The 3,938-nt window shown below is 60.9% G+C and carries 4 protein-coding genes; 1 reads left to right on the top strand and 3 read right to left on the bottom strand.

The window, feature by feature from the left end; translation table 11 throughout:
• Together AC1DVA_RS26715 and AC1DVA_RS26710 are read right to left on the bottom strand one after the other, a co-directional pair.
• The coding region (locus AC1DVA_RS26715) for a PAS domain-containing protein (RefSeq protein WP_476807901.1) at positions 1 to 402 on the bottom strand (402 nt) is incomplete at its 3' end.
• A 1,350-nt stretch (positions 403 to 1,752) separates the two neighbouring features.
• Positions 1,753 to 2,742: a hypothetical protein gene (locus AC1DVA_RS26710; RefSeq protein WP_476807900.1), complete on the bottom strand. Its 990-nt coding sequence runs from the start codon at positions 2,740 to 2,742 to the stop codon at positions 1,753 to 1,755.
• A gap of 433 nt (positions 2,743 to 3,175) precedes the next feature.
• On the opposite strand from AC1DVA_RS26710, the gene AC1DVA_RS26705 reads away from it, so the two are divergent.
• A complete protein-coding gene (locus AC1DVA_RS26705) occupies positions 3,176 to 3,514 on the top strand; it encodes a hypothetical protein (RefSeq protein WP_476807899.1) in 339 nt (112 codons plus the stop codon).
• A 195-nt stretch (positions 3,515 to 3,709) separates the two neighbouring features.
• On the opposite strand, the gene AC1DVA_RS26700 is transcribed toward AC1DVA_RS26705, so the two are convergent.
• Positions 3,710 to 3,938, bottom strand: a 229-nt coding sequence (locus AC1DVA_RS26700) for an outer membrane protein (protein ID WP_476807898.1), incomplete at its 5' end; no start/stop codon positions are given.

Raw genomic sequence — 3,938 nt, 5'->3', positions numbered from 1 at the left:
CTGCTGCTGCTGCTGCGCCAACAGCCTCTCCGTGATGTCCCGGGCGATTTTTGACGCGCCTACGATGTCCCCGTGCTCATTGCGAATGGGTGAGATGGTCAGCGAAATGTCGACCAGAGAGCCATCCTTGCGGCGACGCTTTGTCTCAAAATGATCGACGCGCTTGCCTGCGTGGATCTGCGCCAAAATGAGCGGTTCTTCGTTAAGACGGTCCGGCGGTATCAATACAGTCACAGATTGACCGATGATTTCCTCGGGTTTGTAGCCGAACAGGCGCGTTGCGCCGCCATTCCAACTCTGAATAATCCCGCTGAGGTTTTTACTGACAATCGCATCGTCCGAACCATCGATGATGGCTGCGAGCCAATCGCGTGGGTCAGGGGCGTCGGGCCCGTAGGCCAGTTGCGGAACTAGCGCTGCCGCCTCGACTCGGGTCTTCGACAACCCAACCTCCGCCTATTTCGCCATTACGATGTCACGGCGGGTTTCTATCTTTTCAAGCCGCTTCGTCGGCTCGCCCTAAGGGTAATCCGGCCAATAAAGCCGGCCACACTTGCGGCTGAATAGGTCTTTTCGGGCTGCTGCGTGTCAAGGCTGACTTCGTTAAGGGACCGAAAGTGTTGCTCGGCTTCAACACTGAAGACGACCCGGCTCCCTCTTCTGGCCGCGAGGATCTGAGCTGTTTGCAGGACCTCATGGATATCCGGAGAGTGGCCATAAGTCTCTCCTGTAACATCCCGAAAGGCCCACTCTGTGCCGATGCGGCACACCGTGAGAATTTGCATCTACTACTTCCACAGTCCAGCGCGTTAAAACGCGCGGATGGGAGGTCGGTTCCCTAACCACCTGCATTTTCGGGCGCGACACGGCGTCCGCTCGCCACCCGGTTATGTAGTCGTGCTTCCGGAACGACTCCCCGCACTCGTCGGTTCTCAGGGCCGGGCTTGGCGTCGATGCGGTCAAAGGGCCGGTCACGCGGCGGCAGAATATCGAGCGCAACTTTTTCAGCGATCCAATGCCGGAGCGTGTCGAGCCCTGCCTGGCTTTGCTCCAAAGCAAGCCACCGACGGGCTTGCGCGCCCTTTCCAAAGCCCGCCTGCGGGCGAAGGGCACCTCGATCCCAACCTTGGCAAGCGAGTTAGCGACTTGTCGCAGTAGTTCGTCCGTGTGCAGGAGTGTCGTTCTGGAACGTCCGAATTGTACAGTCTGGAAGAGTTTGACCGCCATGAACCTACGCGACTTCCATGAACTGCCGTGGAAGGGGCAGACTGTAACCGCGAGCGTGGTGCGTTTGCATTCGCCCGCGTTTCACAACGCCAGATGCTCACAATTGTGACGTGCCGTCCTGGTTCGCGGCGACGAACCTCTTTGCTTCGCTGACGAACAATAGCCACGTCGGAACATCGCTGCTCGGCAGGCTGTCAATGAATGCCTTAGCGCCAGTGACAGYGGGTATCGCCTCGTCGAGGGGTTGGTCGGGGTCCAATCGTTTCGCTCGACACATAGCCCGCGCGATCCGAATGACCCGGGCACGATCATGCTCATGCACGTCGTCCATTATGGTCCTCCCAGATTTGCCAATCCGCGCTGCGTCGTCCGAACGGTCAGGACATCGGTGTGCGGTGAACTTCACGCGACATGCACCTTCCCCGCCCACGCTCTCGCCTTCAGATGGATCGAACCGTCCTCCTGGCGGGACAATGGCGGTGGAGCGACAAATGAACCAGTCAAACAATGCATTGATCAAACCGCTTAGCGTCTGCCCATTGCAATCTTCGCCGGCGGTCGTAAGCGCAGGCTCACGGATGCGGCGATCTTGGCCGCTATGTTTGTCTCGAGATCGAAGCCGCTGCCAGCATTTTGGTCCGCTTCATAGATGCCCGACCAGATGATCGCGGTCGTTTGCCCATCCAGCAGGCGGCTTGTGATCCTGAGCTTGCCGTCGCCCGCACGGATCACGCCCTCCAGGATATGCCGCCGGCCAAGCTGGCGATCGATTTGTGCGGCGGACGCGGAAGATCCCAAGGCAGCTGAAGTCTGACYGCGAAAGATCGTCAGCTCTTCGTTCGGAACGAGCTGCGAGATGACATCGTCGGCAAGTCCTGCCGCGAAARCCTCGAATTCGGCTTTCTCAGTGAGGTTGACGAAGGGCTTCACGACGAGTGACAGCCGTGCCGGGCTCACTGGCGCAGCCGGGACCGGTCGGTTCGCCATCGCCACGAAGGCCACCAACGAGCTGATCGCGAGCGCTGAAGTGGCGCCGACGAGCCAAGGGCGCCTCAACCGCGCGCCCATTTGCGGGCGGGGTGGTTCGTCGGGCGCGGGATCGGATGGTGAAAGCGGCGCAGGGTCGATCTGATCGTTCAATTGCCAGCGGAAGCTGGGYACATAGCCCCCCTTGGCAATCTCGATCACAAGCGGGTCGGTACTGCCTTCGAGCAGGTAATACCGCTCCAATCCGCGCCTGAGCCGCCCCGCCTCAATGCGAACGACGGGATCGTTCGAAACGTCGAAATCTGCCCTCCGGCCGAAGACTTCGACTGCGATCGCATAGGCCTTGATGCGGTCTGCCCGGCCAAAGAGCGTCTCTTCAACCACAAAGGACAGAAACCGGCGCACCCGCTCGGGCACCTTAAAGTCGTCACTTGCTAAAATGCGACCCAGTTGGGCACGAATATCGTCTTCAGAGATCCCAGGAACAACGCAGGAAACTGAGCCACTGCTGGAACTCGTCGGCATCATCAATCACTCCGGCCGCGTGACCACGCACCATCTCGAACAGATGGAGAAATTAGTGCAACAGCGCGGTGACACGCAGAGCGCTAGCCAGTCAGCCAAACTCTCGCCCCTGCTGTCCCTAAGGTCAATTGAGGGCTCGCTGCGCCCTGCCCAAAATCAGTGAAGGGCAAGGAGTGCATCGACCCGCCCTCACATATCGAGGTCGGCATTATGACCCGGATCGAGGAGCGCGGGCGCGCCCGTCTGAAACTGCGTTTTCCTGATTGGCGGGCCCGGGCCCAAAAAGCACTGGGCGGCGCGGTGCTTCGCGTTATGCGCTGTCGACGCAGCGTCGCGCCTATCTTCCGCAAGGGAATGGTATTATTTGACATAGTAGCTGCATCCGCCGTTGCTATACGCTGTTGCCTGTGTCCCCCATGGTTCATGTGAGCGCTTGATGTCGGCCCAAGAACGCGGGCTTGCCCGTCTCATGCTTCGGTTCCCCGAGTTCCGCCAGGGCTTCGCGCGACTGGGGGGCGGAAGGTTTGGCGGCGTCTGCGAGGAGTACGACCTCGTCTGGGAGGTGATCAGCAGGTGGTCCCAAGACGAACACTGCGCGATGTTTCGCTTGGACGATTATCGCCTGCTGGCGGCCGCGATCGAGCGCGACGCGATCGCAATGGCGAAGGCCGCGCCGGATCCCGGCGCCATCGCCAAGGCGGCTGGGCCGCACTCAGCGTCCACGGCATCCTCGGAGTTTCCACAGCCAGTGCCGCCGACACCTCCCTCTTGGTGAAGCGGTGGCCCGCCAGCATCCGCTTCAGGATCGCCATGCGGGAGGATGAAGCCGGTCTCCGACGAGGCAGGCCAAAGACAGTTCACACGATCCCTGGCGCCCCCGGTCCGGTGGCCGGCAAACCAATACTGTCGGGCGAAAAAGAAACAGCCCGGCGCAAGGCGCCGGGCTGCTCGCAGGTCCAAAGCTGTCGCTTCAGAACTTGTAGTTCACGCCGACGCGCACGAGCCCGGCACCGCCGCCGCCATTGCTGACTGCGGTATAGGTTCCGGCCGGGAGCACGCCGCCCGCCGCATTGTCGAAGGATCGGGCGCGCCGGCCCTCGCCGGTATCGACGTAGAGGCCTTCGATCTTGGCCGTCCAGTTGTTGGTGAAGGCGTATTCGACACCGCCAGTTGTTGGTGAAGGCGTATTCGACACCGCC

It is taken from the genome of Allobosea sp. P4_C6 (assembly GCF_056402015.1).
This window is presented reverse-complemented; position numbering and strand designations above follow the sequence as displayed.

Excerpts from the sequence above, each read along its gene's own strand:
- AC1DVA_RS26705 (WP_476807899.1), top strand. The coding sequence starts at position 3,176 with ATGTCGGCCCAAGAACGCGGGCTTGCCCGTCTCATGCTTCGGTTCCCC.